The 26,115-nt window shown below is 72.7% G+C and carries 21 protein-coding genes; 8 read left to right on the plus strand and 13 right to left on the minus strand.

Annotated elements, in window-relative coordinates:
* The first annotated feature begins 144 nt into the window (after nt 1–144).
* A complete protein-coding gene (locus GPA10_RS33840) occupies nt 145–1,200 on the plus strand; it encodes a hypothetical protein (protein ID WP_343041623.1) in 1,056 nt (351 codons plus the stop codon).
* Nucleotides 1,201–1,286: 86 nt separating this feature from the next.
* On the opposite strand, the gene GPA10_RS33845 is transcribed toward GPA10_RS33840, so the two are convergent.
* Entirely contained in the window at nt 1,287–1,733 is a 447-nt protein-coding gene (locus tag GPA10_RS33845) for a subtilase-type protease inhibitor (protein ID WP_058852272.1), read from the minus strand.
* A gap of 381 nt (nt 1,734–2,114) precedes the next feature.
* Nucleotides 2,115–3,161, minus strand: a complete 1,047-nt coding sequence (locus GPA10_RS33850; RefSeq protein ID WP_157168793.1) for a DUF3533 domain-containing protein — start codon at nt 3,159–3,161, stop codon at nt 2,115–2,117.
* A gap of 226 nt (nt 3,162–3,387) precedes the next feature.
* Between GPA10_RS33850 and GPA10_RS33855 the strand changes: the two genes are divergently transcribed.
* The gene (locus GPA10_RS33855) at nt 3,388–6,861 is read left to right on the plus strand and encodes a DNA polymerase III subunit alpha (RefSeq protein ID WP_343041624.1); all 3,474 of its coding nucleotides are present in this window, start codon (nt 3,388–3,390) and stop codon (nt 6,859–6,861) included.
* On the plus strand, nt 6,858–7,826 hold the full coding sequence (locus GPA10_RS33860; RefSeq protein WP_157168794.1) for a DNA polymerase Y family protein: 969 nt from the start codon (nt 6,858–6,860) through the stop codon (nt 7,824–7,826). Before GPA10_RS33855 ends, GPA10_RS33860 begins: the two co-directional genes overlap by 4 nt.
* 25 nt (nt 7,827–7,851) lie before the next feature.
* Here GPA10_RS33860 and GPA10_RS33865 read toward each other — a convergent pair whose 3' ends face one another.
* A complete protein-coding gene (locus GPA10_RS33865) occupies nt 7,852–8,538 on the minus strand; it encodes a response regulator (RefSeq protein ID WP_157168795.1) in 687 nt (228 codons plus the stop codon).
* 164 nt (nt 8,539–8,702) lie between these two features.
* Between GPA10_RS33865 and GPA10_RS33870 the strand changes: the two genes are divergently transcribed.
* The 3 genes from GPA10_RS33870 to GPA10_RS33880 are packed head-to-tail and all read left to right on the plus strand — an operon-like array spanning nt 8,703 to nt 11,744.
* Nucleotides 8,703–9,686: a Bug family tripartite tricarboxylate transporter substrate binding protein gene (locus GPA10_RS33870; RefSeq protein WP_343041625.1), complete on the plus strand. Its 984-nt coding sequence runs from the start codon at nt 8,703–8,705 to the stop codon at nt 9,684–9,686.
* Nucleotides 9,683–10,234, plus strand: coding sequence for a tripartite tricarboxylate transporter TctB family protein (locus GPA10_RS33875; protein WP_157168796.1), 552 nt, complete (start codon nt 9,683–9,685; stop codon nt 10,232–10,234). The genes GPA10_RS33870 and GPA10_RS33875 overlap by 4 nt, the downstream gene beginning before the upstream one ends.
* A gap of 1 nt (nt 10,235) precedes the next feature.
* Nucleotides 10,236–11,744: a tripartite tricarboxylate transporter permease gene (locus tag GPA10_RS33880; RefSeq protein WP_157168797.1), complete on the plus strand. Its 1,509-nt coding sequence runs from the start codon at nt 10,236–10,238 to the stop codon at nt 11,742–11,744.
* Nucleotides 11,745–11,919: 175 nt separating this feature from the next.
* Here the strand turns inward: GPA10_RS33880 and GPA10_RS41935 are convergent, their stop codons facing one another.
* The 3 genes from GPA10_RS41935 to GPA10_RS33890 form a co-directional block, all read right to left on the minus strand.
* Nucleotides 11,920–12,072: a hypothetical protein gene (locus GPA10_RS41935; protein ID WP_198351784.1), complete on the minus strand. Its 153-nt coding sequence runs from the start codon at nt 12,070–12,072 to the stop codon at nt 11,920–11,922.
* A gap of 92 nt (nt 12,073–12,164) precedes the next feature.
* Nucleotides 12,165–12,695, minus strand: coding sequence for a ribonuclease FAU-1 family protein (locus GPA10_RS33885; protein ID WP_157168798.1), 531 nt, complete (start codon nt 12,693–12,695; stop codon nt 12,165–12,167).
* Nucleotides 12,676–13,608, minus strand: a complete 933-nt coding sequence (locus GPA10_RS33890; protein WP_157168799.1) for a GNAT family N-acetyltransferase — start codon at nt 13,606–13,608, stop codon at nt 12,676–12,678. The genes GPA10_RS33885 and GPA10_RS33890 overlap by 20 nt, the downstream gene beginning before the upstream one ends.
* Before the next feature lie 74 nt (nt 13,609–13,682).
* Here GPA10_RS33890 and GPA10_RS33895 point away from each other — a divergent pair, with 74 nt between their 5' ends.
* Nucleotides 13,683–14,078 carry a GntR family transcriptional regulator gene (locus GPA10_RS33895; RefSeq protein ID WP_058852281.1) on the plus strand — a complete coding sequence of 132 codons (396 nt, stop codon included), beginning with the start codon at nt 13,683–13,685 and terminating at the stop codon, nt 14,076–14,078.
* A 314-nt stretch (nt 14,079–14,392) separates the two neighbouring features.
* Here GPA10_RS33895 and GPA10_RS33900 read toward each other — a convergent pair whose 3' ends face one another.
* Entirely contained in the window at nt 14,393–15,487 is a 1,095-nt protein-coding gene (locus tag GPA10_RS33900; protein ID WP_058852282.1) for a DUF5925 domain-containing protein, read from the minus strand.
* A gap of 176 nt (nt 15,488–15,663) precedes the next feature.
* Between GPA10_RS33900 and GPA10_RS33905 the strand changes: the two genes are divergently transcribed.
* Nucleotides 15,664–17,103 (plus strand): GH39 family glycosyl hydrolase, encoded by a 1,440-nt coding sequence (locus tag GPA10_RS33905; RefSeq protein ID WP_058852283.1) that lies wholly within the window; start codon nt 15,664–15,666, stop codon nt 17,101–17,103.
* A 55-nt stretch (nt 17,104–17,158) separates the two neighbouring features.
* Here the strand turns inward: GPA10_RS33905 and GPA10_RS33910 are convergent, their stop codons facing one another.
* The 6 genes from GPA10_RS33910 to GPA10_RS33935 form a co-directional block, all read right to left on the minus strand.
* Complete coding sequence (locus GPA10_RS33910; protein ID WP_425505861.1) at nt 17,159–21,301, minus strand: lipopolysaccharide biosynthesis protein; 4,143 nt, start codon at nt 21,299–21,301, stop codon at nt 17,159–17,161.
* The gene (locus tag GPA10_RS33915; RefSeq protein ID WP_058852285.1) at nt 21,294–22,097 is read right to left on the minus strand and encodes a polysaccharide deacetylase family protein; all 804 of its coding nucleotides are present in this window, start codon (nt 22,095–22,097) and stop codon (nt 21,294–21,296) included. The genes GPA10_RS33910 and GPA10_RS33915 overlap by 8 nt, the downstream gene beginning before the upstream one ends.
* Nucleotides 22,094–23,137 carry a glycosyltransferase family 2 protein gene (locus GPA10_RS33920; protein WP_246260283.1) on the minus strand — a complete coding sequence of 348 codons (1,044 nt, stop codon included), beginning with the start codon at nt 23,135–23,137 and terminating at the stop codon, nt 22,094–22,096. Before GPA10_RS33920 ends, GPA10_RS33915 begins: the two co-directional genes overlap by 4 nt.
* Nucleotides 23,134–24,045 carry a glycosyltransferase family 2 protein gene (locus GPA10_RS33925; RefSeq protein WP_241845621.1) on the minus strand — a complete coding sequence of 304 codons (912 nt, stop codon included), beginning with the start codon at nt 24,043–24,045 and terminating at the stop codon, nt 23,134–23,136. Before GPA10_RS33925 ends, GPA10_RS33920 begins: the two co-directional genes overlap by 4 nt.
* 411 nt (nt 24,046–24,456) lie before the next feature.
* Nucleotides 24,457–25,560 (minus strand): GNAT family N-acetyltransferase, encoded by a 1,104-nt coding sequence (locus GPA10_RS33930; RefSeq protein ID WP_343041626.1) that lies wholly within the window; start codon nt 25,558–25,560, stop codon nt 24,457–24,459.
* A 1-nt stretch (nt 25,561) separates the two neighbouring features.
* On the minus strand, nt 25,562–26,026 hold the full coding sequence (locus tag GPA10_RS33935; protein ID WP_063803709.1) for a hypothetical protein: 465 nt from the start codon (nt 26,024–26,026) through the stop codon (nt 25,562–25,564).
* Nucleotides 26,027–26,115 lie beyond the last annotated feature (89 nt).

A 26,115-nucleotide genomic window follows, 5' to 3' on the forward strand; every position in this document is an offset into this window, starting at 1 on the left:
TCCCCTCCACGCGCAGAGTGAGCGCACGATGTACGTGCTGTGCTCATGCAAGTCGCCGCCCTTTTGTTGATCAAGGAATAACGACTGGTCACAAGTGGGGCCGCACACTTGTGTGCACCGTGGGGCGGGGTGAGACTTCCCGTCATGACCATGGGGAGCGGCAAGGGGAGCGCGCTGCGCGACCTGGGCCTGGGGGAGGCGGACGAGCGGGTGTACGGGGCGCTGCTGCGGCGGCGGGCCCCGGCGGTGCCCGACGCCGCGCAGCTGTGCCGGGAACTGGGGCTCACCCGGGGGGAGTTGGCGCGGGCCCTGGCCCGGCTGCGGGAGCACGGGTTCACGCTCCCGGAGACCGGCGGGAGCGACGGGACCGGTGCGACCGCCGCGGCCTTACCCCGGCCGGTGCCGCCCGCGCCCGCCGTCCGGGCGCTGATCCACCGAAGACAGGCGGAACTGCACTCGCGGGCGGCGGAGCTGGAGCGGCTGCGGCGGCAGGCCGACGAGATCGCCGAGCACCTCGACCCCGCGCCCGCCGTCGTGCCCGGCGCCCTCGCGGGGGTGGAGGCGGTGAGCGGGCCGCGCGCGATCGTGCGCCACGTCGACCAGTTGCTCGCCCGCGCCGAGAAGGAGGTCCTCATCCTCGACCGGCCGCCCTACCTCAACCCGTGGGCGGTGGCGGGGGCCGACCCCGGCACCGGCATCGCGGCGCTCCTGGAACGCGGCGTCTCGGTGCGGGTGGTGCTCGCCCGGGAAGGGCTCGCGCTGCCCGGCAGGACCCGGCTGCTCGGGCCGCTCGTGGACCGGGGGCTCGGGGTGCGGGTGGCGGCCGACGTGCCCACCAAGCTGATCGCCGTGGACGGCAGGGACGCGCTGCTGCCGCCCGCGGGCGGCGCCGATCCGACCCGTGCCGCCGTCGTCGTACGCGACACGCTGCTCCAGCACGTCCTCCGGCCGCTGTTCGAGGCGCTGTGGGAGCGGGCCCTGCCCCTCGGCGGTGGCGGTCCGCGCCTGTCCGAGGAGCACCGGGACCTGCTCGGCCTGCTCGCGGGCGGCTTCAAGGACGAGGCCATCGCGCGGCGCCTCGGCGTGCATGTGCACACCGCGCGCCGCCGCATCAGCAGGCTGCTGGACGAACTGGGCGCCGACACCCGTTTCCAGGCCGGCGCCCAGGCCGCGCTGCGGGGCTGGCTCGCGGGGTCCTAGCCCCGCGGTTCGCGGGGTCCTGGCCCCGCGGTTCGCGGGGTCCTGGCCCCGCGGTTCGCGGGACGGGAACCCGCGGTCCGCGTGGCTCAGAAGGCGAAGACCTTCCCCTGGCCGCCCGTCAGCGCGCAGGCGTTGGCGAAGGTGTGCTCGTAGGAGACGCGGCGGCCCTCCCACACGCCCTGGGCGGTGACCGTGATCGGCTTCCACTCCTTGGTGCAGGCGCGGTTCGACGGCGCCTTGGTCACCTTGTCGAACTTGCCGCCCACGGCGCGCAGCTCGTGGCAGGCGCCCGCCGCGTCCGGGTGGCTGCCGACCCCGCCGGAGGAACAGCCGAGCGTCACGGCGCGCTGGATGGAGGCGGTGGCGGCCTTGTCGCCGTAGCCGACGGTGAGGACCAGCTCGGAGGGCGCGTAGCCGCGTACGGAGGTGGCGGCGGCTGCGGGCGTGGCCGTGGGCACGGCGGTGGCCGCGGTGGCCAGGCCGCCGATCGCCAGAGCGGCGCCCAGCGCGATCCCCCCAGAGATGTACCGCATTTCGAACACTCCCTTGCTTGTCGTTTCGGATAACGAACGGAACGGACCGGAGTCTTGCCCAAGGTCACACCAAAAGCACATCGGACGCTTACTTTCGGTCGTTGATTGAAAACTGTGTGTAGTGGCGTGAAGTAATGATCCTTCACGGTCGGTCGAGGTGCGATGCACCATGTGTGACCGGCGGGAAGGGGGAATCGGGGGAAGTTTCCCCGATAGCCGGAATGTGCCATCGGCGTGTGCGGGAGTGGGGTGCGTCACCCTGGGCGGGTGCCCGGGGCGGGGGCGGAATGGCCGGATCAGCGCTTGGGTCAGTACCGCAGGCCCTCTGTCGGCGCTTCGCGCCTCGTCCTCAAACGCCGGGCGGGCCGAAATGCCTCGTCCTCAGAGGGTGGCCCGGCTGGAACCCCCCTGGCCGGAGACGTGAGTGCCCGCGCCGGCGCGGGTCTTGCGCATTGCCGCCAGCAGCGTCACCGCCGTCCCCACCACCGCCCATGCCGACAGGACCAGGAGCGGGCCCGTCACCGCGTTGCCGCGGAAGTAGGCGATGGAGCGGGCCACCCAGGTGCCGGCTCCGGGAGGCAGGGCGGGGCCGATCGCGTTCCAGAACGGGGGGAGCATCGGGAGCGGGAAGGCGCCGCCCGCGCTCGGGTTGCCCGCGACCACGATGAGCAGCACCGCGAGGCCGATGCCGACGATGCCGGTGAGTTCCTCCAGGGCGAGGGTGACCGCGCCGACCGCGAAGGTGACGAGGGCGCCGAGGCCCCACAGGCCGATGATCGAGCCGGGCAGGGCGCCGAGGATCGGGCCGACGATGACCGCGCCGCCGAGGCCGCCCGCGAGGGCCAGCACGGCCAGGGCGCCGAGCCGGATCGCCGCGCGCTGCGGGTTGGCGGGCTGCGACCCCGCGCTGATCGACATGATCGAGGCGCACAGATAGCCGCCCACGCACCAGCCGACGACCAGGTAGAACGACGAGAGCCCGTTGAAGTCCTCGGACGAGGCGGCGGCCACGTCGACGGTCCTCGCGGTGCGCTTCTCGGCGCCCTCGGTCTTCGCGGTGATCGTCTCCAGGGCGTTGGCGAGGGCCTTGCCGCCGCCGGAGGCGACCAGGAGGGTGTCCTCCGTGCCCCGGGGGTCGACGACCAGGGCGCCGTCGATCCTCCGGTCCATGATCTGGCGGCGGGCCTGCGCCTCGTCCTCGACCACGCGCGGGTCGAGCGGCTTCCCCGGCAGCTTCGCCAGCTTGTCCTTGGTCTGCGCGGCCGCCTCACCGGGGGCGACGACCCCGAAGGCCACGTCCTTCGGGGTCGGGCTGTGCAGCGCCCCCACGTAGGAGGCGATGAACAGCAGTTGCAGGGCCAGGACGCCGATGACGAGCAGGGCTGCTCGTGGGGTGACGGCGCTCTTCAACTCGTCGGCGAAGGTCATGCCTCAACGCTCCGAGGCGCCGGGGGCGCCCGCAGGCGGGGCGGGCCGAAAGGGTGACAGGCCGAACGGGTGACGGGCCGAACGGGTGACGGGCCGCGCGGGCCGTACCCCGGCCGTGGTCGCCGACAGTTATCGAACATGAATCGAATGTGACATCGAACGAAGGTTCGAAAGTGGTCTATGGTGGGAGAGGGGACTGGCGAAGCGGAAGGTTCAGGAGGTGCGTGTGTCAGGGTTCACGCATCTGCACACCGTCTCCGGATTCTCCCTGCGGTACGGGGCCTCGCATCCGGAGCGCCTGGCCGAGCAGGCCTCGGAGCGGGGCATGGACGCGCTCGCGCTCACCGACCGGGACACCCTCGCGGGCACGGTCAGGTTCGCCAAGGCCTGCGAGAAGGCCGGGGTGCGGCCGCTGTTCGGTACGGAGCTCGCGGTCGAGCCACCGGCCGCCGCGGAGCAGGGCGGGCGGGACGGCCGGGGCGCGCGGCGGCGGACCCCGGTGCGCGGTGGTGCCTTCATCGACGAGTCGAGTCCCCGGGTGACCTTCCTGGCCAGGGACGGCGCCGCCGCCTGGGCCGACCTGTGCCGCCTGGTGAGCGCCGTGCACCGCGGCGGCGAAGGGCCGCCGGTGCTGCCGTGGGAGGAGTGCGCGGCCGACGGCCTGGCCGTGCTGCTCGGCCCGGCGTCCGACGTGGGCCGCGCGCTCACCGCGGGCCGCCCCGACCGGGCCGCCCGCCTCCTGGCCCCCTGGCGCGAGCGGTTCGGTGACGCGCTGCGCCTGGAAGCCGTGTGGCACGGCCGCACCGGCACCGGACCCGGCTCGCTGCGCCTGGCCGCCCGCACCGTCGGCTTCGCCGCCGAGCAGCGGCTGCGCCCGGTCCTGACCAACGCCGTCCGCTACGCCGACCCCGGCCAGGGGCCCGTCGCCGACGTCCTGGACGCCGCCCGCCGCCTCGTGCCCATCGACCCGTCGGGCCCCCTCGACACCGGCGAGCGCTGGCTGAAGGACGGGGCCGCCATGCTGGACGTCGCCGAGCGGGTGGTGGAGGCCGCCGGGTTCCGTCGCGACACCGCCCACCGGCTGCTCGAACAGACCCGGGCGACCGCCGCCGAGTGCCTGGTCGACCCCCAGGACGACATCGGCATCGGCTCCGTGCGCTTCCCCGAGCCGGGCCTGGTCGGCGCCGGGCGCCGCACCGCGCAGCGCGTCCTGGCCTCCCGGGCCGCCGCGGGCATGGTCCTGCGCGGCTACGACCGCCGCGCGGACGCCCGTACGTACTGGGAGCGGATGCATCGGGAACTGGACATCATCGCCCACCACGGATATGCGTCCTACTTCCTGACGGTAGCTCAAGTCGTGGACGACGTACGGGACTTGGGTATCCGGGTCGCGGCGCGCGGCTCCGGTGCCGGGTCCCTGGTCAACCATCTGATCGGTATCGCGCACGCGGATCCGGTCGAGCACCGGCTGCTCATGGAGCGGTTCCTGTCCACGCGGCGGCCCGTGCTTCCGGACATCGACGTCGACGTGGAGTCCGCGCGCCGCCTTGAGGTCTACCGCGCGATCATCGACCGGTTCGGCGAGGAGCGGGTGGCGACGGTCGCGATGCCCGAGACGTACCGCGTCCGGCACGCGATCAGGGACGTGGGCGCCGCCCTGTCCATGGACCCCGCCGACATCGACCGGATCGCCAAGGCCTTCCCGCACATCCGCGCCCGCGACGCCCGCGCGGCGATGGCGGAACTGCCCGAGCTGCGCGCGGTGGCGGCCGACGCGGAGCGCCACGGCAGGCTCTGGGACCTGGTCGAAGGGCTCGACGCGCTGCCGCGCGGCGTCGCCATGCACCCGTGCGGGGTGCTGCTCTCCGACGCCTCGCTGCTGCGCCGCACCCCCACCGTGCCCACCAGCGGCGAGGGCCTGCCGATGTCCCAGTTCGACAAGGACGACGTCGAGGACCTCGGGCTGCTCAAGCTCGACGTCCTCGGGGTGCGGATGCAGTCGGCGATGGCGCACGCGGTCGCCGAGGCCGAGCGGGCGACGGGGGAGCGGATCGACCTGGACGCGATCCCGGACGGCGACGAGGCCACGTACCGGCTCATCCGCTCCACCGAGACGCTCGGCTGCTTCCAGATCGAGTCGCCGGGCCAGCGCGACCTGGTGGGCCGCCTCCAGCCCGCGGCCTTCCACGACCTGGTGGTGGACATCTCGCTGTTCCGCCCCGGGCCCGTCGCCGCCGACATGGTGCGCCCCTTCATCGAGGCCAGGCACGGCCGTGCGCCCGCCCGCTATCCGCACCCGGACCTGAGGGAACCCCTGAAGGAGACCTATGGAGTCGTCGTCTTCCACGAGCAGGTCATCGACATCGTGCACCTGATGACCGGCTGCGGCCGCGGCGAGGCGGACCGGGTGCGGCGCGGGCTCTCCGACCCCGAGTCGCAGGGCCGCATCCGGGTCTGGTTCGCACAGGCCGCGGCCGCCAAGGGGTACGACGCCGAGACCATCGGGCGGACCTGGGAGATCGTCGAGGCCTTCGGCTCGTACGGCTTCTGCAAGGCGCACGCGGTGGCCTTCGCCGTGCCCACGTACCAGTCCGCGTGGCTGAAGGCCCATCACCCGGCGGCGTTCTACGCGGGGCTGCTCACCCACGACCCCGGCATGTACCCCAAGCGGCTGCTGCTCGCGGACGCGCGGCGGCGCGGGGTGCCGGTGCTGCCGCTCGACGTGAACCGGTCCGCGGTCGCCCATCGCATCGAACTGGAGTCCGAATCAGGGAAGTGGGGGGTGCGGCTCGCGCTCTCCGACGTGCACGGCATCAGCGAACCGGAGGCCGAGCGCATCGCGGCCGGACAGCCCTACGCCTCCCTGCTCGACTTCTGGGAGCGGGCCCGGCCGAGCCGCCCGCTCGCCACCCGCCTCGCGCAGGTCGGCGCCCTCGACGCGTTCGGCGCCAACCGCCGCGACCTGCAACTGCACCTCACCGAGCTGCAGCGGGGCGCCCGCGGCGCGCGCGGCCCCCAGCTCCCGCTCCCGGGCGGCCGGCGGACCGCGTCCGCGGGCCTGCCCGACCTCGACGACGCGGAGCGGCTGAGCGCCGAACTCGGGGTGCTCTCCATGGACACGTCCCGGAACCTGATGGACGACCACCACGCCTTCCTCGACGAACTCGGCGTGACCTCCGCGCGCCGTCTGCGCTCGGCGCGCAACGGCGACACGGTCCTGGTCGCGGGCGCCAAGGCGGCCACCCAGACCCCGGCGATCCGCTCCGGCAGGCGCATCGTCTTCACCACCCTCGACGACGGCACCGGCCTGGTCGACCTCACCTTCTTCGAGGACAGCCACGAGGCCTGCGCGCACACCGTCTTCCACTCCTGGCTGCTGCTCGTCCGCGGGGTGGTGCAGCGGCGCGGGCCGCGCAGCTTCAGCGTCATCGGCACGGCGGCGTGGAACCTCGCCGACCTCGTGGAACTGCGCCGCGACGGCGGCCTCGAAGCGGTGGCGCCGCGCCTGGCCGAAAAGGGCCCGGCGGAACAAGGCACCGCGGATGCCCCACCCGCCACCGGGAATGACCCGGGCAACGGGCGGCGCATCCGGTGGGAGACCGGATACGAGATGCATCCATGGGCAGATCTGTCGCCGCCCGGGGAAAGGGCGGCGACAGGACGGAAGTTGTGGCACCAGAGTCCGGGGAGTGCGGGATGACCATCCTCTGCGTACGTTTCCAGCTGCCGCCGATGTACGAGGCGGCCCTTCCGGGGCTGCTCGGGCTCCTGGAGGAGTTCACGCCGGTGGTCGAGGCGCTGCCGCCGGACGGGGCGCTCGCCGATCTGCGCGGCGCCGAACGGTACTTCGGACGCGGCGCCGCCGAGCTCGCGGCGGTGATCCGCGTCCGCGCCCTCGCGCTGCACGGCGTCGACTGCGTGATCGGCGCGGGGCCGGGGCCGACGCTGGCCCGCATGGCGCTGCGGGACGCCGGGCCCGGACGGATGGGCGAGGTGCCCCGGGACGCCGTGGCGGAGTTCCTCGCCGACAAGCCCGTCGCCGCGCTGCCGGGCGTCGGGCCCGCGACGGCCCGCACCCTGTGCGAGTACGGCCTCGACACCCTCGGCCTGGTCGCCGCCGCTCCGCTGTCCACGCTCCAGCGCCTGATCGGCGCGAAGGCGGGACGCGAACTGCGCGAGAGGGCGAGCGGTGTCGACCGCGGCCGGGTGGTCCCGAACGCGGTCTCCCGCTCCCTGGCCACCGAACGCCCCTTCGGCCACGACGAACTGGACACCGGCAGGCACCGCCGCGCCCTGCTCTCGGCCGCCGAGGAACTGGGCACCCGGCTGCGCGCCCTCGACAAGGTCTGCCGCACCCTGACCCTCACCGTCCGCTACGCCGACCGCTCCGCGACCACCCGCAGCCGCACCCTGAAGGAGCCGACCGCGCACTCGGCGGCGCTGACGAGGGCCGCGTACGACATGTACGAGGCGCTCGGCCTCCAGCGCGCCCGGGTCCGGGTGATCGCCCTGCGCGCCGAGGGCCTCGACCCCGCCGAACACTCCTCCTACCAGCTCACCTTCGACCCCCTCGACGACAAGGCCCGCCGCATCGAGGAGGTGGCCGACCGGGCCAGGGAGAGGTTCGGACCCGGGGCGATCGTGCCGGGGGCGCTGGCGGCGTAGCGGTACCGGACGGGGCCCGCCCCCCTCAGGTCACCCACCGGTATCTGCGCTGCGGCCGCCCCGCCCCGCCGTACCTCAGGGTCACCTCCGCCCGGCCCGTGTCCGCGAAGTACTCCAGATAGCGGCGGGCGCTGACGCGGGAGAGGGAGCCCGCCTCGGCGCACTCGGCGGCCGAGAGGCCCCCCGGGTGGTCGCGCAAGGTGTGCTCCACCAGGTCCGCCGTGTGCGGCGCGAGGCCCTTGGGGAGCTCCCGGGAGCCCGGCGGGCGCGGGCCGAAGATCTGGTCGACGTCCTCCTGGCGGGCCTCGTCCAGCGTGTCGAGGCGGGCCCGCAGGGCCGCGACGTGCCGCAGCTGCTCCCGCAGGGCGGCCCGGTTGAAGGGCTTGATCAGATAGTGCAGGGCCCCGGCCCGCAGCGCGGCCCGCACCACCTCCGCGTCCCGCGCGGCCGTGATGAACAGGACGTCCACCGGCGCCCTGCCGGGATCCCGCTCCTCGGCCGCCCGCAGCTCCCGCAGCACCGCGATGCCGTCGAGGTCCGGCAGATACACGTCGAGCAGGATCAGATCGGGCCGCAGCCGCTCCGCCGCGCGCAGCGCCTCCTCGCCGCTGTGCGCCACGCCCGCCACCGTGAAGCCGTCCACCGTGGCGACATACCGGCTGTGCAGCTCGGCGACCATGAAGTCGTCGTCGACGACCAGCACCCTCGTCATCCCCAAGCCCCCCGCCCCCTCGCCCTTGTCGTCGCCGCAGGTTACGAGCGTGACCACAAGGACCACAACGTCCGTTGGTTCCGGAAGAGAGACAGCTTCTCCACGCCCCGGCAACATGTGGGCCACTTCACACCCGTACCCGGTTCAGACAGGCGGTGGCACCCGTGCGACTACGCACACCCTTGGCCCTGTGCGGGGCCGCGCTGCTCGTGCTCGTGGGACCGCCGCTGCTCACCACGGGCAGCGGCGACGACACCGGTACCCGGATCCCCGGCCTTCGCCTCATGGTCCCCAACACCCCGGGCGGCGGCTACGACATCACCGCCCGCACCGCCGCCAAGGACGCCGAGGACGCCGGGCTCACCCACGACATCGAGGTGTTCAACCTGCCCGGCGCGGGCGGCACCGTCGGCCTCAGCCGGCTCGTGGGCGAACACGGCAACGGCAAGCTCGCGATGTCCATGGGCCTCGGTGTCGTCGGCGCCGCCCGCTCCAACCACGCGCCCAGGACCCTCGCCGACACCACCCCGATCGCGCGCCTCACCGAGGAGCAGGACGTCGTCGTGGTCGCGAAGGACTCCCCGTACAGGACCATCGGGCAGCTCGTCGACGCCTGGAAGGCGAAGCCGGGCAAGACGCCCGTCGGCGGCGGGTCCTCACCCGGCGGGCCCGACCACATCGCCCCCATGCTCATGGCCCGCGCTGCCGGCATCCCGCCCAAGGACGTCAACTACGTCCCGTTCGACGGCGGCGGCGAACTCCTCGCCTCGATCCTCGGCAGCAAGGTCGCCTTCGGTGTCTCGGGCGTGGGCGAGTACCTGGACCAGATCAAGTCCGGCGAACTGCGGCTGCTCGCCGTCACCGGGCCGAAGCGGGTGCCGGGCCTCGACGGGCCCACCCTCAAGGAGTCCGGCTACGACGTGGACTTCACCAACTGGCGCGGCATCGTCGCACCGCCCGGACTCTCCGACGCCGAACGCGACAAGCTCACCGGCCTCGTCCGCAAGCTGCACGCCTCACCCGAGTGGCGCGAGTCCCTGAAGAAGAACGGCTGGGACGACGCCTTCCTGACCGGCGACAAGTTCGGCGACTTCCTCCGCGCGCAGGACGAACGCGTCGTGTCCGTACTGAAGGAGCTGGGGCTTTGACCACCACCGGCGTACCCCCGGAGCGCGAGGAGCGCGATGAGCGCAGCAAGGACCGCCGCGCCTGGCTGCGCGAGCACTCCGAACTCGGCGTCTGCGTCATGCTGCTCGCCCTCGGCGCCGTCGTCCTCACCGACGCCCTCACCATGGACGTCGAGATCACCCAGCGCGGCCCCGTCGGCCCGAAGACCGTGCCCGTCGCCGTCGGCATCGGGCTGCTCCTCGTCTCCGTCCTGCTCGCCGTCGACGTCCTGCGCGGCGGCCGCGGCGAGGCCGAGGGCGGCGAGGATGTCGACCTGTCCGAACCCGCCGACTGGCGCACCGTCCTGCTGCTCGCCGGGGTCTTCCTCGCCACCGCCGTCCTCATCGAACCCGTCGGCTTCCCCGTCGCCGGAGCGCTCCTCTTCTGGGGCGCGGCCTACGCCCTCGGCAGCCGTGCGGTGCACCGCGACCCACTGATCGCGGCGGGCCTGTCCCTGGTCACGTACGCCGTCTTCAACAACCTGCTCGGTGTGCCGCTGCCCGGCGGCCCCCTGATGGGAGTGCTGTGACATGAACGCCTTCAGCTCCCTGATGGACGGCTTCGGCACCGCCCTCACCCCCGTCAACCTCCTGTGGGCCGCCGTCGGCGTGCTCCTCGGCACGGCCGTCGGCGTGCTGCCCGGCATCGGCCCCGCCATGGCCGTGGCGCTGCTGCTCCCCGTCACCTACGGGCTCGAACCCACCGGCGCGTTCATCATGTTCGCGGGCATCTACTACGGCGCGATGTTCGGCGGCTCCACCACCTCCATCCTGCTGAACACGCCCGGCGAGAGCGCCGCCGTCGTCGCCGCCATCGAAGGCAACCCGATGGCCAAGTCCGGGCGCGGCGCCCAGGCCCTCGCGGCCGCCGCCATCGGCCACTTCGCGGGCGGCATGATCGGCACCGTCATGCTCGTCGCGCTCGCCCCCAGGGTCGCCGACCTCGCCGTCGACATCGGCGCGCCCGACTACTTCGCCCTCATGGTCCTCGCGTTCATCGCCGTGACCTCCGTCCTCGGCTCCTCCCGCGTCCGCGGCCTCGCCTCGCTCCTCATCGGCCTCACCCTCGGCCTGGTCGGCCTGGACCAGATGACCGGCCAGCAGCGTCTGACCTTCGGTTCCCTCCAACTCGCCGACGGCATCGACGTGGTGATCGTGGCCGTCGGCCTGTTCGCGATCGGCGAGGCCCTGTGGGTGGCCGCGCATCTGCGCCGCACCAGCGGCAGGGCCGTCCCCGTCGGCCGCCCCTGGCTCGGCAGGCAGGACGTCAAGCGGACCTGGAAGTCCTGGCTGCGCGGCCCCCTCATCGGCTTCCCGTTCGGGGCGATCCCCGCGGGGGGCGCCGAGATCCCGACCTTCCTCTCCTACGTCACCGAGAAGCGCCTGTCCAAGCACAAGGACGAGTGGGGCAAGGGTGCCATCGAGGGCGTCGCGGGACCGGAGTCCGCGTCCTCCGCGTCGGCGGCCGGCACCCTCGTGTCGATGCTGACGCTCGGCCTTCCCACGACCGCCGTCGCCGCCGTGATGCTGGCCGCCTTCCAGAGTTACGGCATCCAGCCGGGCCCGCTGCTCTTCGAACGCGAGTCGGAGCTGGTGTGGGGCCTGATCGCGTCCCTGTTCGTCGGCATGGTGCTGCTGCTCGCCCTGAACCTGCCGCTCGCCCCGGTCTGGGCGAAGCTCCTGCGCATCCCGCGCCCCTATCTCTACGCGGGCATCCTGTTCTTTGCGGCGGTCGGCGCGTACGCGGTCGGCGGTGAGGCGATCGACCTGGTCATCCTGCTGATCATCGGCCTGATCGGGTTCGGCATGCGACGCTACGGACTGCCCGTGCTCCCCGCCGTCATCGGCGTCATCCTCGGCCCCAACGCCGAACAGCAGCTGCGCCGCGCCCTTCAGATCAGCGACGGCAGCGTCAGCGGCCTGGTGGACACGCCGTTCTCGGTGACCGTGTACGCCGTCGTGGCGCTGATCGTGCTCTGGCCCCTGCTGCGGAAACCGGCGCGCGGCCTGCTGAATTCCCGCCGTAGCGGGACGGAATGACAGACGGCATGAGATACGGAATGACAGACGGCATGAGACACGGAATGACAGACGGCATGACGTACGGGACGGCGCGCGGGCGGGACGGCGCACGGGGCGCGTACGGCGTACCACCACCGCATCGCCGTCCACCCGGACGCGGCCGGGCAGGGCCTCGGCCGCGTCCCGCGCACCGCTACTCGTTGGGCCACCACACGCGCAGCACATCTCTGCGGACCTCCGGCCGCTCCCGGGACTGCCGGTCGGTGCCCTCCTGGGTCTCCCGGCTCTTCCGCTCGCGGCGGACGGCGGACTTCGCAACGCTCTTGTGCACGGTCACTCGGCGCATGACGACCTCCCTGCCTGTTCGTCCTGCCGTACCCACACAACGGCCCGGTGACACAAACCGGCGGGTCCGCTCCGGCGCGAATCGACCGGAACTCAGGCTTCCGACCAGGAGCGGAGGCCGAGGTGAGCCCGCAGTCCCACCGTCGTCGCGAGGTGCTCCAGGGTGTCCAGGGCCGCGCGGGCGGACCGTGCCGCGGCCGGATCGGCGGCGGGCAGGGAGCTCGCCGCGAACTCGTCCTCGTCCAGGCGCAGCACCGTGGAGCCGTCCGCGGAGCACCACAGGTCGAGGTCCAGGTCCTCCACCGTCACCACGGCCCCCTCGCGCACGGCGGGCCGCGTCACGTCGCAGTACCAGCCCTTGAAGGTGCCGTCGGGGGCGTGCACCTCCTTGACGGCGTACCAGCGGTCCCGCCAGAAGTGCTCGACGAACACGTCACCGGGCTCGAACCGGACGAATCCGAAGTCCCGCACGCCCGCGCCCGCCCAGGGCGCCCGCACGGTGACACGGGTGCCGTCGTCCGCGAGCAGCCGGGCCGGATAGCGGATCTTCGTACGGCCCGCCTTGCGGAGGTGCACTTCCACCTCGGCCCCCGTCCGGCCGTGCTCAGCCGAGGGTGCGGACATGACGCACCTCCGTGTCGCAGATCTCGTAGCCGAACCACTTGTTGATCGCGAGCATCGGGCCGTTCCCGGCGTCGTTGCCGGTGAACGCCTCCGTGCAGCCGGCCGCCCGTGCCCGGTGCAGCGAGTCGTTCTTGGCGAGCTTGGCGAGACCGCGGCCGCGGTGGGCGCGCGCCGTGCCCGTCATGCCGCTGGCGTAGCGGGACGCGCCGTCGGTGCGGGCCAGGCTGAACGCGGCGGGGCGCCCTTCGACGAGGACGACGGTCGTCAGCTCGCGGCTCACCAGGGGGTGGGCCCAGGTCTCGGCGAGCCAGTGCTCGTAGTCGGTGAACTCGGCCGCCACGTCGCTCGGTTCGTCCGCGACGGTCTCCGCGTCCAGGTCGAACAGGGGGCGCGGGTCGGCCTCGAAGTCGGCACCGGTGCGCAGCTCCACGCCGTCCGGGAGCGGCTGCGGGGGCGGCAGTTCGCCGGCGGCCAGGTCGAGCCGGAGGAAGTGCGCGGACCGGCTCGCGCGGTAGCCGTGGCGGACGGCGAACGCCAGGTTCTCCGGGGCGTCCAGGACCCAGGAGTACAGCGTCGTCGCGCCCCTGGCCGCCAGGTGCTCCTCGGCCGTGCGTACGAGGAGCGAGCCCGCGCCCCGGCCGCGGCGCTCCGGGTGGACGTAGACGTTCGCGAAGCCCTGCCCCGGCTCGGGGCTGTCGTACGCGATGCCGATCTGCGCCGTGCCGACCAGTTCCCCGTGGGCCTGGGCCACCAGTTGCAGGTAATGCGCGTCCGGATGGGAGTGCGCCGCGTCGAACGCCACGGAGGCGGAGGTCGCCAGCATGGCGGGAACGCAGGCGCGGCGGATCGCCGCGAACGCGGCGGCGTCCGCCGGGTCGGTGGGGCGCAGGGCGCGGACCAGTACTTCTGTCATGGTCCGGACCGTACGCGGGAGCGCTCGGGGGGCGCCTCTCCTTTTTCTCCCGCGGGGTACGGGACAATCGCTGCGTGACGTTGAGGATCGTGCTGGACGAGGGTGCGGAGGGGCGGGCCGTGGCCGCGCCCTACGAGCAGGTGCGGGAGCAGATCGCCGCGCAGGCCCGGGGCGGGAGTCTGCCCGTGGGCTACAAGCTGCCCACGGTGCGGGGGCTCGCCCAGACGCTGGGGCTCGCCGCCAATACCGTCGCCAAGGCGTACCGGGCCCTGGAGGAGGACGGGGTCATCGAGACGCGGGGGCGGAACGGGACGTTCGTGGCCGCGGCGGGGGACGCGGCGGCGCGGGGCGCCGCCGGGGCGGCGCAGGGCTATGCCGAACGGGTCCGGCGCCTCGGACTCACCGAGGAGGCCGCCCTCGCCGCGGCCCGGGACGCACTGCGCGCGGCGTACGGGGACCCCGCCCCGTAAGGGGCGCGGGGAACTGCGCGATCAGCCCCCGCCGGGCGGCAGAAAACACTCACGGGGCTCCGCCCCGTAAGGGGCGCGGGGAACTGCGCGATCAGCCCCCGCCGGGCCGCGGACAACACACACGGGGCTCCGCCCCTGGCCCCCGTATCGGCGCTCCGCGCCTCGTCCTCAAACGCCGGACGGGCTGGAATGTCCCCGCCCCGGGGGGTCCGGACGAGCTGGAATGTCCCCGCCCCGGGGGGTCCGGACGGGCTGGAAGGTCCCGGCCCGCCCCGGGGGCCCCAGCGGGAGCGGACCAGCCGCCCACAGGGCGGCTACAGGTACAGACCCGCGTCAGCGCCCTCCCGCGCAGCGGGGAGCGACGTGGGGGACGACCCCCGCCGCAGGGCGTACAGCTCGGCGAGGGTCGCGCCCTCGCGAGGAAGCCCCTCCGTGGTGCCGAGCCACTCGGCGGACTCCGCAGGAGTGAGCGGCCCCACCTCGATACGGGCAAGGCAGCGCCCCGGCCGCACCACCGCGGGGTGCAACCGCTCCAGGTCCTCGTTGGTGGTGACACCGACGAGGACGTTGCGGCCCTGCCCGAGAAGCCCGTCCGTGAGGTTGAGCAGCCGGGAGAGCGCCTGGCCCGCGGTGTGCTTGGCCTCCCCGCGGATCAGCTCGTCGCAGTCCTCCAGGAGCAGCAGCCGCCAGCGGCCCTTCGCGGTGCCGTCGTCCTCACCGATGGCGATGTCCATCAGATAGCCGACGTCGGTGAACAGGCGCTCCGGGTCGAGGACGCAGTCCACCTGGCACCAGTCGCGCCAGGACCGGGCGAGCGTGCGCAGCGCCGACGTCTTGCCGGTGCCCGGCGGCCCGTGCAGGAGCAGCAGCCGCCCCGAGATGTCCTCCGGCGTGGTCTTCATCAGCTTGTCCATGGCCCCGGCCACCGGCGCGGTGTAGTTCTCCCGCACCTCGGCCCACGTGCCCGCGGAGATCTGCCGCGTCGTGCGGTGCGGACCGCGCCGCGGCGAGACGTACCAGAACCCCATGGTCACGTTCTCCGGCTGCGGGTCCGGCTCGTCCTGCGCGCCGTCCGTGGCGTCCTTCAGGACCTTCTCGGCGAGTTCGGCGGTGGTGGCCGTCACCGTGACGTCCGCGCCGCGGTTCCAGCGGGACACGAGCAGCGTCCAGCCGTCGCCCTCGGCGAGCGTGGCGCTGCGGTCGTCGTCGCGGGCGGCCCGCAGCACCGTCGCCCCCGGCGGGAGCAGCGCGGAGCCGGGCTTGACGCGGTCGATGTTGGCGCTGTGGGAGTACGGCTGCTCGCCCGTCGCGAAGCGGCCGAGGAACAGCGCGTCCACGACGTCCGCCGGGGAGTCGCTGTCGTCGACGTTGAGCCGGATCGGCAAGGCGTCCTGAGGGTTCGCAGACATGCCGCCATGATCCGTCACACGGGCGGCATCGCGCACGCGGTTTCCCCGGTGCGCCGCCGCACACCGGCGCACACATCGCGCCGGGGCAGACATGCGGAACCCCGCATACCACCCGTGCCGGGCGTGTCGAGCGGAACCCGCCCCACCGCGAAGGCACGCCGCTACCCTGGCCCTTGATGCGACGGCATGGGTGGAACTCGGATGCGCGGCGGTGGCGTCTCACCGCCCTCATCGGTATTGGTCTGGCCGCTCTGGCCCTGGTCGTGACCGTGCTCAACGTCCCCGAGCAGGACCGGGGCGACAAGAGAAGCCGGGGCAGCACGGCGGGCACCACCCCGGACGGCGACAAGGTGCACGGCACCCCCGCGCAGCCGCCGGGCGACCCCAAGGCGGAGGTCGGCTGGGGCTTCACGCACACCCAGCACAGCGCCGACGACGGGGACGACGACGCCGTCGGCCGCGCCCAGCGCCTCCTCGCGGCACAGCCCCGCCCGCTGCCGCAGGTCCAGGCCCTGATGGGCTGGGGCGCGGGCAACCCCGAGCCGGTCGAGGGGCGTTACGACTTCGAGGCGATGGACCAGCGCATCGACTACATCCGCGCCACCAAGAGCACGCCGGTCGTGACGCTGTGCTGCGCCCCCGACTGGATGAAGGGCGGCGAACCCGGCACCGACAACACGGACTGGAGCCAGTCGTCCCTGGAGACCGCGCCCCGACCCGAGCACTTCGACGACTTCGCCGACCTGGCCGTGACCGTCGCGAAACGTTACCCCGACGTACGCCACTTTCTCGTCTGGAACGAGCTCAAGGGCTTCTGGAACTCCACCGAGCGCCGCTGGGACTACGAGGGCTACACCGAGCTGTACAACAAGGTGTACAAGGCCCTGAAGAAGGTCGACAAGGACATCAAGGTCGGCGGCCCCTACCTCGTGATGGACAGCGTCCATCCGCGCCAGACCGAGGACGCCTCCGACGTCAAGGGCCCCTGGGGCCGCCTCGACAAGCCGTCCGCCGAGGCCTTCGACTACTGGAACGAGCACAAGGACGGCGCCGACTTCGTGGTCGTGGACGGCGCCACGTACACCGTCGACGACGACCTGCTGCCCGACGAGTTCGGGGCCACGGACAAGTTCACCGCGGTCGGCCGCTGGGTGCGCGAGCGCACCGGGAACCTGCCGCTGTGGTGGGCCGAGTACTACGTGGAGGTGGGCGACAGCGAGGACGACCGCGACGGCTGGAGCGAGCCGCGCCGCGTCGCCGTGCACGCGTCCGGCCTGATGGCGATGGCCCGCGGCGGCGCGACCAGCGCCTTCTACTGGAACCCGCAGAAGCGCGGCGAGAAGTGCGCGGGCTGCCTGTGGACCGCGACGCAGTCCCCCGACGGCGGCCGTGAACTGCCCATGCTGCGCATGCTCTCCCGCTTCTCCGACGCCTTCCCGCCCGGCACCCGCTACGAGAAGGTGTCCGTCGCCGCCGACGACGTGCCGAACGTCCGCGTCCTCGCCGACGACAAGACGGTCCTGGTGGTGAACACCAAGAACCGCAGGATCAGCGCCGAGGTCGACGGCAAGCGGTTCGACATGGCCGCCTACGAGGTGAAGTGGCTCACCCGGTGAACCGCCTCACCGGGTGAGCCACGCGCGCCCCCGTCCGCCGGGGCAGTGCCGCCCGCTACGCCATCGTCAGGAACCGCTGGATCAGCGAGGCCAGGAACACCGCGAGCAGCGGCAGCGAGAACCAGAAGCTGCTCTGGAGCCAGCGCTGCTGCCCCACGCTGGGCGCCGCCGCCACCCGTACGACCTCCCGCACGGCGAGCAGCGCGATCAGCGCGAGCACGGCGAGGGCGCCCACCACCGACCACGCCGTCCACGTCACCTTCGGACCGGCCGGGCCCGGGTCGGCCTTCGCGACCGGGGCGTCGGGCCCCGAACGCAGCGCGTACAGCGTGGCGTCGCCGTTGCCGTACACCTTCTTCAGCTCCGAGCGCTTGTCGAGGTTCTCGGCGAGACGGGTGTCCCAGTTCTCCGGATAGCCGGTGTCCATCTGGAGATAGACGGTCTGGCTGCGGTTGATCATGAGGTACGAGTTCGGGCCCGCCTCCTTGAGGGCCTTCACCAGGCCGGACACCAGGACCGGGTCCGCGGGCGCGAGGGTGGGCACGTACTCGACCTTCTCGGCGTCCTGCTTGCCCCAGGGGATCGCGGGCGTGACGTTGTTGACGGTGTCGTTGCTCATCCACAGCAGCCGCACCGTCGGGTCGTCGTGCGCGTACACGTACTCCATGGCGGCGACCTCGCCGGTCCTGACCCGCTCGAAGGGCTCGTTGCCCCAGCGCGCCACCAGGAAGCCGCCGACGAGGACAAGACCGGCGAGCAGCGCGGCCACCGGTGCGAGGCTCCTGCGGTCGCGGTCGCGCTCCTCCGCCGTGGCGCCCGTACGCGGGAACAGCGAGAGCCCGGCGAGCAGCGCCGCGCCCGGCAGCGCGAACATGAACACGCGCAGCGCCATCTCGCCGCCGTAGCTCTGCATGCCGAAGCCGAGGAACGGCACGAAGGTGAGGACGACGAGCGACACCTCGCGGTACTTGTTCCTGCGCCGGCGCCACCAGCCCCAGCAGGCGAGGGCGAGGACCGAACCGGCGAGCGCCACCCGGACGTACAGGACCATCTTGTGCGTCTCGCTGCCGCCCTCGATACGGCCGGACACCGACGACGACACATTGCCGCCCACGCCGCCGACACCGCCGAACAGCTCGCCGAAGTGCCCCGACCAGTACGGCTCCGCGAAGAAACCGAGCCACACGGCGACCATGACGCCGCACAGCAGCGGCAGGCCCCGCAGTTCGCTGCGGCGCACCAGGACCAGGACCGTGAGGACGCCCAGCATCACGAACGGCGTGAGCTGGTGCGCGGGCACCGTGCCCGCGAACAGGCCCATCAGGACGAGCAGGAGCACCGCCTGCTGGCGGCGGTTCGCGGGCTCCACCTCGGCCTCGCCGGGCCGCCGTTTCGTCCAGACCACGCGCGGCGCGCGGAACCACACGAGCAGGATGGCCACGAAGGCGATGTACAGCAGATAGGTGAAGCCCTGCGGCGAGAAGTAGTCCTGGCCGACCCAGCCGCTCAGGACGAAGATCCACAGGCCCGCCCACTTGGCGCGCCAGCTCGCCCGCAGGGAGCGGGTGAGCAGGAACATCGGCACCAGGTACAGCAGTTGGATCGCCGTCGGCCACCAGCGGACGACCTCCGTCATGTCCGAGACGCCGCACGCCTTCGCGAAGAACGTGGCGGCGGCGAAGAAGCCGGGCCAGCTCCAGCGCGCGTCCAGGTCGGGCACCGCCGTGCCGGTCCTGTCGATGTACTCCATGAAGCCCAGGTGCTGCCAGGCCGTCGCGAACCGCGGCTCCGTCTCGATGACGGCCGGCAGCGCGTGCAGGGACACGACGGTCGCGACCAGGGTCAGCAGCAGCAGCCCCCGGTGCGGGCGCTCCTGCCGCAGCAGCGCGGCGAACACGCCCACGAGGAGCACGGCCCCGAGGAGCGTGGGCAGCGGAAGGACGGAGACGAGCCCGAGCCCGCCCATGCGGTCGAGGTCCCGCTCGCCGAGCCCGGCCACCGGAAACCAGTACAGGCCGAGGGCCGCGACGAGGAGCGCGCCGAGGACGAGCGGGAGCCGCCGCGCCGCCCGGCCCGCTCCCGGACGTGGCGCGGCACCCGTGCGGGGCGGGGACGCGGTGTCCGGGGCGGCAGGTGCGGCTGGGGCTGCCGGTGCCACTGACGCAGCCGGGGCGGGCGATGCGCCCGGGGTCGGTGTGGGCGGGGTCCCGGCACGGGGGGTGAGCGCCTGCGGAGGCACGGCGACCGGGGGAGCCATCGGGTTCACCACGGTCGGCCAGGGCTCCTTCGCGGGCTCCTTCGCCGTGTCCGGCCCGTTCAGATCGCCCAGGCCGTCCACGTCGCCCAGGCCGTCGAGGGCGTCCAGCGTGTTCGGTCCTTCAGCCACTGCTCCGTCTGCTCCGTCTGTTCCGTGCGTTCCGTGCGTTCCGTGTGTTTCGTCTGTTCCGTGTGCCGTCCCGGCTGCCCCGCCCGTCTTGCTGAGCACCACCCCGCGCTTGCCGGGCGGGGCCGCGGGCGGGGCCGCGGACGGCGCCTCCTCGGCCGCCCACGTGGGCCGGTGACCTGTCATCGCGCTGTCCCCCTCGCCCGCCCCCGCGGGCCCCCGATCCGTCAGGCCCGGACGTACGTCCGGGCGCCGCTCCTGGTGGTCCAGGTCGATCTGGACCGCCAGTTGCAGTGTGTCGGAGTCGAGGGACTCGCGCAGCGCCCACGCGGGACCGTGCCGCCGCCGCTCCGCGGACCGCTGGGGCCCCTGCCCGGCCGCGTCGGGCCGGGCGTGCGCGGGGGAGTCGGGGGTGCCCAGGTCCGCCAGGTCGCCGTCCGGGGCCGCGCGCTCACCCGGAGCCGAACGCGTGATCGCGTACAGCTTGGGCGCCGCGATCGCCACGATCAGCGCCAGGCTGGAGATCTCCGCGACGCCCGCGCCGGTCAGCCCCATCCGCGGCAGCAGCAGCAGCGTCAGGCCGAGCACCATGACGCACAGCAGGCCCTGCAACCACGCGAGGCCCGAGGTCCGGCTCTGGGCGCGCAGGACGGCGAAGTACGTCTCCATGACGACCCGCAGCGCCGCGCCCACCGCGAACCAGCGCAGCAGCGGAGTCGCCGCCTCCGAGTAGCCGGAGCCGAAGACGTGCAGGATGTACGGCGCGCCGACGAAGAGGATGCCGCACACCGGAAGCATGATCCGGGCCATCCGGCGCAGCGCGGCCCGGGTGTTGGCGGCGAGCCGGGCCGGGTCGTGGGCGCCCTCCACGGTCAGCGACGCGCCCATGTTGATGGCGAGCAGGTTCGTCGTGCCGCCGATGGTCGTCGCGATGTAGAAGTACGCGTTGTCCTCGGAACTCACCTGCGCGGCCACGATCACCGGCACGAGGTAGACCACGGCGAGGGAGCACAGCGAACCGGTGTAGTCACCCGCGAGGAAGCGCCCCATCTCGCGCAGCGAAGGCGGCCTCGTCCGGCCCGCGGTGGCCTCGACGTGGCGCGGCACGAGCCGCCGGAACACCAGCCAGCCGAGCGGCACCACCGAGAAGGCGATCGCGGCCACCCACGACACGAAGACCCCGGCCGTGGGGACGGCCGCGGCGAAGGCGATCAGGAGCCCCAGCTTCACCACCGAGAACACGGTGTTGCCCACCGGCACCCACAGCGCGTTGCGCAGTCCGGTGAGCACGCCGTCCTGGAGCGTCAGGAGCGACCACGCGATCACCGCGGCGACGAAGCCGATCCCGGCCAGCGGGCCGTGCAGGAAGCGGTAGGACGGGCCCCACAGGTCCAGGGTGAACAGGAACACGAGGGCCGCGAGGCCGACGACCACGGAACTTCCCGCGTACGTGCGGAAGATGAGCCTCCCGGTGGCGCGGCCCGCCACCGGGATGAAGCGGGCGAGCGCACCCATGAGGGTGACGGCGGTGATGCCCGCGAGGAGCTTCATCGCCGCGATGGCCGCCGACCCCTGACCGACCGCCGACTCCGAGTAGTACCGGGCGGCGGCCAGCCAGAAGCCGAGGCCGAGCAGGCCGGAGATGCCGGTGTTGAGCATGAGCGCGTAGGCGTTGCGGAACAGCGGGGTGCTGTTCCCGCCCTTCCGTGCTCCGGGCAGCCGCATGCGGCGCTGCCTGCCGGACGGCGGTGCCCCGCCGTCCGGCGCGTCGGTTCCGGTGACCTCTGCCGCTGCGGTGGTCTTCGTGTCAGACACGGGCGCGAGCTGCCTTCCGGCGGGCTTGTCGGGCTCTGCGGACGATGGCGTATCCCTTGCTGAGCATCCGGTCCCTGGCGAAGCACCGGGTGATCGAGCGGCCGAGCAGGAGACACTCGAACTCGTCGACGCCCGTGCTGCGCCGCACCGTCACCCGGCGCAGCGCGTACGGGCCCTGACGGCGCCGGGCCAGGCTGTTGCCCACGGCGAGCGACTGCCCGAACCCGGCACCCCGCACGGCACTCCGCACCCGGCGGCACGAGTAGCCGTAGGGATAGGCGAACGACACGGGCGGTGTGCCCAGCTCGTCGGCGAGGATCTCACGACAGCGCACCAGCTCGAACCAGAGCGCGTCGTCGCTGAGTTGGTCGAGCTGCGGATGGGTGTGGCTGTGTCCGCCGATCTCCGCGCCCGCCGCCGCCAGATCGCGCACCTGGTCCCAGTCGAGCATGGTGTCGAGGCCGCCCCCGGTGTCGTACTTCCCGCGCAGCCAGCCCGTCGCGACGAACAGCGTCGAGGCGTAGCCGTGCCGGGCCAGGGACGGGAGCGCGTGCCGGTGCACGCCCTCGTACCCGTCGTCGAAGGTGATCAGGACGGGCCGGGTGGGCAGCGGGCGGCCGGGGTGGCGCCAGTGCCAGGCCAGCTGGGCGGTGGTGAGCGGGGTGCAGCCGAGCGCGCGGACGACCTCCATCTGCTCGGCGAACGCCTCGGGTGCCACGGACAGGTCGTGCGTGGCCTCGTTCGGCTCCCGCGCGACCGAGTGGTACATCAGGATCGGTATGCCCGAGGTGCTCATGCGGCGGCCTCCCCGCCCCCCGGGCCCTTCGCGCCCCGTCCGGCCCCGGGGTCCGTGGGACCCGACGCCGCACCGGGCACGTCCACGATCGAGAACGTCGCGCCGGAGCGGCGCGCGCGGGCGCTCCCGACGAGGTACCCGCCCGCGGCGGCGGCCACGCCCGCCACGATGGCGCCCGCGCGCCCGGCGCCGCCGGGACGGGCCAGGAGCGCGTCCCTGAGGCCCCGGCCGACACCGGCGGGCAGCACCCGGGTGGTGTAGCGCCGCTCCGACTCCAGGCCCTTGTCCGCGCCCACGCTGCGCGCCACCAGGGCCTTGGAGAGGCCCTCGGCGTACGCCCGGGTGCGGAAGTAGGCGAAGCGTTCCCGCGCCGCCGGCACCCGGTGGTGGATGATCGCGCGGTCGTCGATGAGCAGGACCGCGTCGGGCCGCGCGCGGGTGAGCCGGATGCACAGCTCCGTCTCCTCGCAGCCGAGCGGCAGCTTGTCGCCGTCGCGGCCGATGCCGTTGGCGAAGCCGCCCGCGACGTCGAAGGCGGTGCGCCGGAAGGAGGCGTTGCCGCCGAGGACGTTGCGCACCCGGACCCGGCCCGTGGGATGGCCGCGGTACATGCAGCCGACGACCCAGTCGAACTCCTCGGGGAACCAGACGGGTCTGCGCCCGGAGGCCCAGGCGGGCAGGGTGCGCCCGCCGACCGCGAACACCTTCGGGTCGGTGTACCCCTCGGCGAAGCGGAGCAGCCAGTCCCGCTCGGCGACGGCGTCGTCGTCCAGGAAGGCGACGATCTCCCCGGAGGACTCCGCGATGCCGGTGTTGCGGCCCGCGGACAGGCCGCGGGGGCCCGCGTTGGCGAGCACCCGCACCTCTCCCGTCTCCTTGTACTCCCTGGTCAGGCGGTCGAGCAGTGGAGTGTTGTGGTCCACCACGAGCAGGGTCTCGTGGGCCTTGTGGGACTGCGCGCGCACCGAGGAGACCGCTGCGAGGATGTCCTCCCAGCGGTCCTCGGTGTACACGCAGACGACCACCGAGATGGAGGTCAAGAAGCTTCTCCCCGGTGTGGCAGGCCCGCGGTGCGCGCACCCTGTCGCTGCGTACGCCTGCTGTGCCTGTTGGAGCGTTCGGTGAGGATCACCTTGAGCACCCGCAGGCCGTCGCGGACGGCACTGAGGTTGCTGACACCGTGGATGCGCAGGTACTCGTGGCTCGGGATCTCCTGCACCTTGAGTCCGGCCTTGACGACGCGGATGTTCATCAGCGTCTCGACCTCGAAGCCGGTGCAGTCGAGTTCGATCTTGTCCAGGCAGTGCCGCCAGAAGGCGTTGTAGCCGTAGCACAGGTCCGTGTAGCGGGCGCCGAACTTGGCGTTGACCACGGAGCACAGGACGTGGTTGCCGAGCTTGCGGATGAAGGTCATGTCGTCGGTGCCGCCGCCGTTGGCGAAACGGGAGCCCTTGGCGAAGTCGGCGCCGGAGACCAGCGCGGAGACGTAGCTGACTATCTCGTGGCCGTCGGCGGAGCCGTCCGCGTCGACCATCACGATGATGTCGCCGGTGCAGGCCTCGAAGCCCGTGATGAGCGCGTCGCCCTTGCCCTTGCCGAGCTGGCGCACCACCTTCACGTCCGGCCACAGCTCGCGGGCCACGGCGACCGTGTCGTCGGTGGAATTGCCGTCCACCAGGACGACTTCATGAACCCACTCGGGCAGGGTCTTGAACACGTAAGGAAGATTCTCCGCCTCGTTCATGGCGGGAATGACCACGCTCACCGGTGGCGCAATGGCCAGATGTGAGGAGACCGGCCGGTATTCGTGCTGACTTGGAATGGCGGGCAATCCGACAATGGCCGATTCTTCGGGCTGTACGGCCTTTTCGGGGCCCGCCGCCGTGTCGGCGGCCGCCTCGATCAAAGGATCTTGTCCCGGGCCGGCCGGGCGCACAGCAGAACTCATGAGTCTGATCCCTCTCGTCCGGTGGACCGCCCGCCCCCGGGCGGTCCGGTTGTGGATCCGGTTCGAAAGGGGGGATTCTCACTGCGGACATGCTGGAATGGATCTTCGGGCATGCCGAGTGAGCTGGCATAACTGCGCGGCACGTGTTCCGGCAGAAATTCGATCACCGGGCACGGGCACCCCCCTACCGCGCCCCGCACCGGAACCCATCGCGGTCTTGAGCCCTCCCCTAGACCGACAGCCGATGAATCGATGCGGGTGGATGTACGACGGTATTGATGCTTGCGACCGTATGGCAAGACCTGGAACGGGGTCTCACGTTTTCGGATATTTGACCGCTGCTTCGGACACCGGGCAGGTGTCCGGAACCCCATTTTTCAGTGCCGTTCCGTGGCGCTTCCTGTGCGATTCCTACTCTTTCCGGTGCCCGGAACGGATCTTCCCCAGGCGCTTGAGCAGGTGGTCTGCCGGTCGGAACAATGCCGGTCGCCCGACGACGGTGTTGCGCAACGCGCGGACCGGCGCGCGGTGCACACGATGGCCGAGAGCCATGGGGTGGCGCAACGCCACCCATCCCTCGGACACGACAAGTTCACGTGTCTTCAACGAATCTTTGTACTGTTTCTGGCCCCGGCCCAGATCGAGATGCGCGATGCCGTCGGCGGCGGCCGCCTCGGCCATGCGCAGATGCAGCAGCAGCCCCGGTGAGTACCGCGCGAAGTCCGGGTCGTACGCGGGGAACCAGCTCACCAGCACCCGCTCGCTGCGCAGCCCGAAGTGCCCTGCGACCGGGGCGTCCCCGGCGTAGAGGATGGACAGCGTGCCGGCGAAGGTCTCGCGGCGGGTGTGGAAGAGCTGGTGCACGAGCCCGGTGATCCAGTCGTGCGCGAAGCGGTCGCTGCGGCCCGTCCTGCGGTACTGCGCGGACTTCCAGCCGAGCAGCGTGCGCAGCACCCCGGGGTCGCGCTCGTCGTGCACGTAGCGGAGTTCGCCGTGGTCGCGGCTGAGCCTGCGGCCCTTGGCGAGGGTGGAGCGCAGGAACTTCGGCGAGCGGGCGCGCAGCCGGCCGAGGTAGGCCTCGTAGCCCTGGTCGAGATCCATGACCGGGGACGGGAAGACGCCGGTCGTGCCGGTCTCGAAGGCGGTCTGACCGGCCGCGAGGTGGTCGAACTCCCACAGCACCAGATCGCAGCCCCGCAGGAGTTGGCGCGCGTCCCAGGTGTAGCCGGGGCGGTGCATCACGCCCTGGCAGTCGGAGACGCCGAGGCCGACGGCCCGGCCCACGCCGGTTCTGGATCTCTGGAAGGGGAGGTACGCGGCCGGCTCGCCGTCCTCCGTGACGACGGCGACGCGCACGTTCTTGCGGACGCGCCCCATGGCGAGCGTGAACTCCGGTGACAGGAAAGGATTCGAGAGGCCGGGTGCGCCGTTCAGATGGGCCTTGGACTGCATCCCGGTCCACGCCACCCGGTCGGCGGCGCTGAGCTCGCCGGGGCGGTGCACGGTGATGTCCACGTCATGGGGTCCCTCCACTCGGGGTGCGGTGACGCCGTCGCCGCGCCAGTGCCGACAGGAAGACGAGCGCGCCGACCCCGCCGACCGCCGCGACACCGCCGCGGACCGACCACACATGAAGGGCCAGCATGGCCTGGGCGACGAACAGGTTGACCACCACCGCCCCGGAGGCACAGGCCACGGCGCGGCCCCGGACGTCGAGCCCGCGCAACCAGGGCGCCAGGGCGAACCCCGGCGCCGCGAGGAGGAAGAAGAGCACGAGCGGGCCGCGCAGCGGCGAGGAGAGGTCGAGCAGGGCGAGGAGCGCCCCCGCGCAGCCGGCGGTCGCGCCCACTCCCGCGAGGAGGGGTGCGTAGTCCGCGTATCGCGCGTACTTCGACGGCTCCGCGGTGCGCGAGCCCTGGTCGGGGTCCTCTTCCGGCGGTACCCGTCCGGATGACGCCGACTTGATTCCTATGGACTGCATGGGCGAATTTGCCCCCCAAAGACGCCGGATGCCGGGCTTCAATGTGGCCCAGTCTCAGGCGGCCCGTCAAGATGCGGAGGGTGTGTGCA

This window comes from Streptomyces typhae, assembly GCF_009755605.1.
Lineage (GTDB): Bacteria > Actinomycetota > Actinomycetes > Streptomycetales > Streptomycetaceae > Streptomyces > Streptomyces typhae.

What these genes read in the sequence shown, in the direction of transcription:
- GPA10_RS33840 (WP_343041623.1), top strand. Translation starts at nt 145, where the DNA reads ATGACCATGGGGAGCGGCAAGGGGAGCGCGCTGCGCGACCTGGGCCTG.
- GPA10_RS33845 (WP_058852272.1), bottom strand. Translation starts at nt 1,733, where the DNA reads ATGCGGTACATCTCTGGGGGGATCGCGCTGGGCGCCGCTCTGGCGATC.
- GPA10_RS33850 (WP_157168793.1), bottom strand. Translation starts at nt 3,161, where the DNA reads ATGACCTTCGCCGACGAGTTGAAGAGCGCCGTCACCCCACGAGCAGCC.
- GPA10_RS33860 (WP_157168794.1), top strand. Translation starts at nt 6,858, where the DNA reads ATGACCATCCTCTGCGTACGTTTCCAGCTGCCGCCGATGTACGAGGCG.
- GPA10_RS33865 (WP_157168795.1), bottom strand. Translation starts at nt 8,538, where the DNA reads ATGACGAGGGTGCTGGTCGTCGACGACGACTTCATGGTCGCCGAGCTG.
- GPA10_RS33880 (WP_157168797.1), top strand. Translation starts at nt 10,236, where the DNA reads ATGAACGCCTTCAGCTCCCTGATGGACGGCTTCGGCACCGCCCTCACC.
- GPA10_RS41935 (WP_198351784.1), bottom strand. Translation starts at nt 12,072, where the DNA reads ATGCGCCGAGTGACCGTGCACAAGAGCGTTGCGAAGTCCGCCGTCCGC.
- GPA10_RS33885 (WP_157168798.1), bottom strand. Translation starts at nt 12,695, where the DNA reads ATGTCCGCACCCTCGGCTGAGCACGGCCGGACGGGGGCCGAGGTGGAA.
- GPA10_RS33890 (WP_157168799.1), bottom strand. Translation starts at nt 13,608, where the DNA reads ATGACAGAAGTACTGGTCCGCGCCCTGCGCCCCACCGACCCGGCGGAC.
- GPA10_RS33900 (WP_058852282.1), bottom strand. Translation starts at nt 15,487, where the DNA reads ATGTCTGCGAACCCTCAGGACGCCTTGCCGATCCGGCTCAACGTCGAC.
- GPA10_RS33905 (WP_058852283.1), top strand. Translation starts at nt 15,664, where the DNA reads ATGCGACGGCATGGGTGGAACTCGGATGCGCGGCGGTGGCGTCTCACC.
- GPA10_RS33915 (WP_058852285.1), bottom strand. Translation starts at nt 22,097, where the DNA reads ATGAGCACCTCGGGCATACCGATCCTGATGTACCACTCGGTCGCGCGG.
- GPA10_RS33925 (WP_241845621.1), bottom strand. Translation starts at nt 24,045, where the DNA reads ATGAGTTCTGCTGTGCGCCCGGCCGGCCCGGGACAAGATCCTTTGATC.
- GPA10_RS33935 (WP_063803709.1), bottom strand. Translation starts at nt 26,026, where the DNA reads ATGCAGTCCATAGGAATCAAGTCGGCGTCATCCGGACGGGTACCGCCG.